The 5,576-nt window shown below is 52.2% G+C and carries 4 protein-coding genes; 2 read left to right on the top strand and 2 right to left on the bottom strand.

What is annotated here, in order from left to right; translation table 11 throughout:
* Positions 1-1,442: bifunctional [glutamate--ammonia ligase]-adenylyl-L-tyrosine phosphorylase/[glutamate--ammonia-ligase] adenylyltransferase (gene glnE, locus BZG79_RS10855; RefSeq protein WP_108743276.1), on the top strand; the 1,442-nt coding region annotated here is incomplete at its 5' end.
* A 22-nt stretch (positions 1,443-1,464) separates the two neighbouring features.
* Here glnE and lpxL read toward each other — a convergent pair.
* Positions 1,465-2,385, bottom strand: a complete 921-nt coding sequence (lpxL, locus tag BZG79_RS10850; RefSeq protein WP_077774394.1) for an LpxL/LpxP family Kdo(2)-lipid IV(A) lauroyl/palmitoleoyl acyltransferase — start codon at positions 2,383-2,385, stop codon at positions 1,465-1,467.
* Positions 2,386-2,582: 197 nt separating this feature from the next.
* Between lpxL and hldE the strand changes: the two genes are divergently transcribed.
* The gene (gene hldE / locus BZG79_RS10845) at positions 2,583-4,010 is read left to right on the top strand and encodes a bifunctional D-glycero-beta-D-manno-heptose-7-phosphate kinase/D-glycero-beta-D-manno-heptose 1-phosphate adenylyltransferase HldE (protein WP_077774393.1); all 1,428 of its coding nucleotides are present in this window, start codon (positions 2,583-2,585) and stop codon (positions 4,008-4,010) included.
* Between the two features lie 147 nt (positions 4,011-4,157).
* On the opposite strand, the gene tolC is transcribed toward hldE, so the two are convergent.
* Complete coding sequence (tolC, locus tag BZG79_RS10840; RefSeq protein WP_077774392.1) at positions 4,158-5,471, bottom strand: outer membrane channel protein TolC; 1,314 nt, start codon at positions 5,469-5,471, stop codon at positions 4,158-4,160.
* Positions 5,472-5,576: the final 105 nt, after the last annotated feature.

Here is a 5,576-nt window from a genome sequence, read left to right as displayed (position 1 = left end):
TCACAGGGTTGGATGTGCCGGAGACCAATATTGCTGAGCAATTATTAACGTTTAAGCAGGAGCTGGCGAAACGGACCGTTGGCCCACGTGGCCGTGAGGTGATCAATCGTCTGATGCCGGTGTTGTTAAGTAAATTATTAACCTTGCCTGAGCCTCAACAGGTTCTGCCGCACATTACCCATTTATTATTAAATATTGCCACTCGGACAACGTATTTAGAGTTATTAGATGAACATCCGGGGGCGATTGATCAAGTCCTTCGGCTTTGTACCGCCAGTCCCATGGTAGCGGAAAAGCTGGCACGCTATCCCTTATTGCTCGACGAGCTGTTGGATCTGACCCACTTGTATCAACCTCTTGCGCCTGATGCGTATCGCAGCGAATTGCGCGATTATCTGGCACGGATCCCGGTTGAGGACATGGAGCAGCAGATGGAGGCCGTACGTCAGTTCAAGCAAGTGCAACTATTAAAAATTGCCGCCGCTGATATTGCCGGTGTCTTACCGGTGATGCGGGTCAGTGATCATTTGACTTACTTGGCCGAGGCGATTGTAGAGGCGGTGGTCAATCAGGCCTGGCACCAGATGGTGGAAAAATATGGCCAACCGACACACTTAGGCGAGCGAGATGGACGTGGCTTTGCGGTGATTGGTTACGGCAAGTTAGGAGGCTGGGAGCTGGGTTACAATTCCGATCTCGACGTGGTTTTTCTCCATGACTGCCCAGCGGATGTTGAGACTGATGGGCGAAAAGTGATTGATGGCCGGCAATTTTATCTGCGTTTGGCGCAGCGTATTGTGCATCTTTTCTCCACCCGAACTCCGTCTGGGATTTTGTATGAAATCGACACGCGCCTTCGCCCATCAGGTACCTCAGGGATGCTGGTGAGCACGTTAGAGGCCTACGCGGATTATCAACAAAACGAAGCCTGGACGTGGGAGCACCAAGCGTTAGTTCGCGCGCGGATGATCGACGGCGATCCCGACCTTGAGTCTGGGTTCGCGCAGGTGCGGCATCGCATTTTATCGGCCTCGCGCGATCAGGACATATTGCGCGAGCAAGTCAGTGGTATGCGTGAAAAAATGCGTCAGCATAAAGCGACAGGGCAAAACGATACCTTCTCTATCAAACAAGACGCTGGTGGGATCACGGATATCGAGTTCTTAGCGCAATACCTGGTGCTCGGCAACAGTGCCACACAACCTGCGTTAACCCGTTACAGCGATAACGCACGTATTTTTGAGCAAGCTGGCGAGCTTGGCGTGATGACGATGGCACAAGCAGAGCGCCTCAAATCGGCGTATACCCGCATGCGCAATGCATTGCATCGTAGCCACTTGGCCGGAGAGAGTGGCAAGGTCGAAGCCAGTGCATTCCTCGACGAACGCGATGCCGTGATGCAAGCTTGGCAACAATGGCTAGCGACAGAAAAGGCGCCGTAAATCAGCGATCCGCGTGCGATGCTCAATAAAGCGATGGCTCGCCCTCAGGGCGTGTTTTAAAGCGTCGGTGTAACCACATATATTGCTCCGGCGCTTGTAGGATTAACTGCTCAACCGCGCGATTGGTGACAACGGCAGCCGCATCGGCGTCCTTGGGAAAATCTTGCAGCGGAGAATGGATGGTTATCCGGTACTGACCACCGCGTCGATCTCTCACAATCGAAAACGGCACCACGGCGGCGTGACCTGCGTGTGCGAGTAAGCTCGTTCCTGTGGTCGTACACGCTTTCTCAACGGCGAATAATGGCGCAAAGGTTGAACGGCGTCGGCCGTAGTCATGATCCGGTGCATACCACATCCTATCGCCTTGTTTGAGATGATGAATCATGGCTTTAACGTTTTTCCTGTCTATGGCCCAGTTGTGCCGAGTACGGCCACGATGCTGGAACCAATCATAAACAGGGTTATTGTTAGGACGGTACACACCCACGCCAGGAGTGACCTCACCTAAGGCTCGCGCACCCAACTCTAAGTTCATCGAGTGCACAGCGATAACGAGTACCCCTTGCCCCTGATTTTCTAGGTGTTTAAGTTGGTCTAGGCCTTCATAGACCACATGTTTTTTGATGCGCCAAGAAGGCCAAAACCATGCCATACAGGTTTCAAAAAGGGCCAAGCCAGAGTTGGCGAAGTTTTCTTTCACCATTGCTTGGCGCGAGGCGGGGCTCATTTCAGGAAAACACAACGCCAGATTACGATCGGCGATCTTCACACGCCGTTTCATCAGCGTATGCATCAGTCGACCAAGCCCGCGCCCCGCGTAAAACTGAACGCGATAAGGAAGCCAGCTGGCTAGGTACATGAGTCCTACCCCGAGCCAAGTGTGAAGATAGCGAGGGTGAAGAAATCCAATGTGAAATTTTGGTGGTGAAAAATCGCTCATAGCGTCAATGACTCGTGAAAACAAAAATGAAACCGGCCGTCAGGCACGCGCCACATTGTAGAGTAAATTGCAGGGGCTGTCCTGTGCTTGTCTGCCCGATGGATGTTGAGATTGTGCGCAGCGCACGCCTGTACGCGCCCCATTTGGTTTTTGGCTATGCTACTATCGCTCGGTAACGACAGTATTCGGAGATCCAGATGAAACTCAGCCTGCCTGATTATAACCAAGCCAATGTTCTGGTTGTCGGTGATGTGATGCTTGACCGCTATTGGTATGGTCCCACCGGACGTATATCACCAGAGGCGCCCGTGCCCGTGGTCAAAATCAATCAAACGGAAGAGCGCCCTGGTGGGGCTGCCAACGTGGCGATGAACATCGCTGCTTTAGGGGGACATGCCCAGTTAATTGGTTTGACAGGCAAGGACGAACAAGCGGATGCGTTAACCCAAACTCTGGATTCTTTAAACGTCAATTGTGACTTTGTGGCGCTGGACTCGCATCCAACCATCACTAAGTTACGGGTGATGAGCCGTAATCAGCAGTTGATCCGGCTCGATTTCGAGGAGGGATTTGCGGGCGTGGATCTCACCCCAATGCTGACAAAAGTGACAGCCGCCTTACCCAAGGCGCAGGCGATGATCTTATCGGATTATGCCAAAGGTGCATTGGCGCAGGTGCAATCATTGATCCAAGCCGCGAATCAAGCCGGCGTGACCACCCTGGTAGATCCTAAAGGGACGGACTTTGAGCGCTATCGTGGTGCCAGTCTGCTGACGCCAAACCTGAGTGAATTTGAAGCCGTGGCTGGCACGGTGACAGACGATCAAAGCTTGGAAGAAAAAGGCTTAGCGCTGATTAAACACTACGAGTTGGGCGCGTTGTTGGTTACCCGTAGTGAGCATGGTATGACCCTGCTTCGTCCTGATGCTGCCCCACTTAACTTGCCGACGCTGGCCAAAGAGGTCTATGACGTCACCGGCGCTGGCGATACCGTTATTTCGGTACTGGCGGCCTCATTAGCTGCCGGCAAACCGATCGAACACGCATGTGCACTGGCCAATGCCGCTGCCGGTGTGGTGGTCGGCAAGCTCGGCACCTCAACGCTATCAACCATTGAGTTAACCGAAGCCATACACGGCTCGCACGAATCCGGCTTTGGGGTCACCACAGAATCGCAACTGATCGACGCGGTTAAGGTGGCGCAAGGACGGGGTGAGAAAGTGGTGATGACCAATGGCTGCTTTGATATTTTGCACGCCGGTCATGTTGCCTATTTAAACGAAGCCGCTAAATTGGGCGATCGCCTGATTGTCGCGGTTAATACTGATGCGTCGGTACAAGGTTTAAAAGGACCAGGCCGTCCGGTTAATCCCACCGATCGACGCATGGCAGTCTTGGCGGGGCTTGGCGCTGTGGATTGGGTGGTACCCTTTGGCGAAGAAACGCCTGCGCGCTTGATTAGTGCGGTGTTACCGGATTTATTGGTGAAAGGCGGCGACTATCAGGTCAGTGAAATAGCCGGAGCTGAAGCGGTGCTTGCCAATGGCGGTGAGGTCAAGGTGCTTAACTTCGAAGAAGGATGCTCAACGACTGAGATCATTGAATCGATTCGTCGCGGGCAATAACCTTGTCCCCGTTTTGAATAAGGTCAGCGACCAGCGCAACGGCCAGACGAGCCAGCTGGGATAATGCGATAAAAAGATAGTGCGATAAAAAGATCATGCGATCAAAAAAAGGTGCCGATGTGGCACCTTTTTTATTCAACGCATGGACTAGTCTTGTTTCACCAGCCCTTGGTTGATATCAAGTAAGTCTTGCTCGGTCAAGGTGCCGACCGCTTGGTGTAAACGCAAATGACTTAAAATATAATCGTAACGTGCGTTTGATAGATTACGGTTGGCGTCATACAAACGGCGTGTCGCGTCTAACACATCGACAATGGTACGGGTGCCCACTTCAAAGCCGGCTTCTGTCGCTTCTAATGCCGAGCGAGCTGAAATCACCGTTTGTTCATAAGCACGCAGCGCGCCAATCGAAGCATTAATGTCGTTATAGAACGCACGCACATCTTTCACTGTGCTCCGGTAAGTGGACTCTAAACCCTGCGAGGCGGCCACATATTCATGTTGTGCTTTTTCAACATTGGCAGAGGTGCTGCCACCGGTGAAGAGCGGTAAGCTAAAATCAAGGCTGGCAGAGCCTTGATTGTAATCAGAGGAATAAAAATCATCGTGCTGATTATCCCTATCCGTCATCCCGTATTTGGCGCTAAACGTCAACGTAGGCAGATGACCGGTTTTGGCGAGCTTAATCTGCTCTTTGGCGGTGTCACGCGCAATGCGGTTAGCCAGCAGTTGCAGATTTTTCTCTTCTGCGGTCTTCACCAAAGCAGCGGGTTGCTGTTGCGGGTTGCTGGCACTAAAACGCGCTTTATCGAGCACGCGTAAGTCTCTCGGCGCTTGGCCGGTGATCTCACGTAAGCCTTCATAGCTGTTGGTGAGAGCGTTTTCTGCCAAGATCTCATCGGCGAGCACAGCGTCATACTGCGCTTGAGCGTCGTGCACATCGGTAATCGCCGACAAGCCAACTTCAAAACGTTGCTTGGTTTGTTCAAGCTGACGGCCCACCGCCGCTTTTTCTGCTTGAATAAACTCAAGCTTGTCCATCGCACGTAGGACATCAAAATACGCTTGCGCCACGCGCAGCATCAACCCTTGTTGCTGGGCAGCATAGGCGGCATCCAGTTGACGCGCTTGCATTTCGCTAATATCCAGATTCACCCAGCTATCACGCTTAAATACTTGTTGGCTTAGGCTGATATCGGCGGAAGTGACATCGTTATCACTTTTATCGTCGCTGTCATTGCGTTGGATCGCGTAACTGGCGTTAAGTGCAATTTGAGGCAGCAAGGTGCCGCGGGTAGCATCCACGGCGGAAAACGCCGCGTCACGTTCAGCGGCCGCTTGATTAAGAGTGGGATCGCTTTGCTTCGCTTGTTGGTAAATTTGGGCGAGATCATCGGCAAAGGCTGCATTGCTTACGCTGCCGAGTGCCAAACCTAACGCCAGAGGGAGCAATTTTTTCATAGATAGAATCCCTGAATCTGTGCTATTCGATAAATATACAGTTACTAGCTTAACGCAATTATGCTTGCGTGAAACTGACAATTTGTGAGGACATTGAGTGTAAAC

The organism is Salinivibrio sp. MA427, from assembly GCF_001996115.1.
GTDB classification, from domain to species: domain Bacteria; phylum Pseudomonadota; class Gammaproteobacteria; order Enterobacterales; family Vibrionaceae; genus Salinivibrio; species Salinivibrio costicola.
This window is presented reverse-complemented; position numbering and strand designations above follow the sequence as displayed.

What these genes read in the sequence shown, in the direction of transcription:
- hldE (WP_077774393.1), top strand. Translation starts at nt 2,583, where the DNA reads ATGAAACTCAGCCTGCCTGATTATAACCAAGCCAATGTTCTGGTTGTC.
- lpxL (WP_077774394.1), bottom strand. Translation starts at nt 2,385, where the DNA reads ATGAGCGATTTTTCACCACCAAAATTTCACATTGGATTTCTTCACCCT.
- tolC (WP_077774392.1), bottom strand. Translation starts at nt 5,471, where the DNA reads ATGAAAAAATTGCTCCCTCTGGCGTTAGGTTTGGCACTCGGCAGCGTA.